Below are 210 nucleotides of genomic sequence, written 5' to 3' on the forward strand. Positions count from 1 at the left end.
AACCCCTGTTACCTCCGTGAAAGGGAGGTGTCTTAACCCCTTGACCAACGGGCCGAGATACATGGAGCTCTCAACCGGGATCGAACCGGTGACCTCATCCTTACCATGGATGCACTCTACCGACTGAGCTATGAGAGCATATAAATGTCAGCTTTCCGGCCTGGCGGCGTCCTACTCTCCCAGGACCCTGCGGTCCAAGTACCATCGGCG

General features: G+C 56.7%; 1 tRNA gene. It reads right to left on the reverse strand.

The features are described from left to right. Positions 1-62: 62 nt before the first annotated feature. Positions 63-138 (reverse strand) — tRNA-Thr (locus LKX83_RS33625). Between the last annotated feature and the right edge of the window lie 72 nt (positions 139-210).

The sequence above is a fragment of the Cohnella baijiui genome (assembly GCF_020731285.1).
Classification (GTDB): domain Bacteria; phylum Bacillota; class Bacilli; order Paenibacillales; family Paenibacillaceae; genus Cohnella.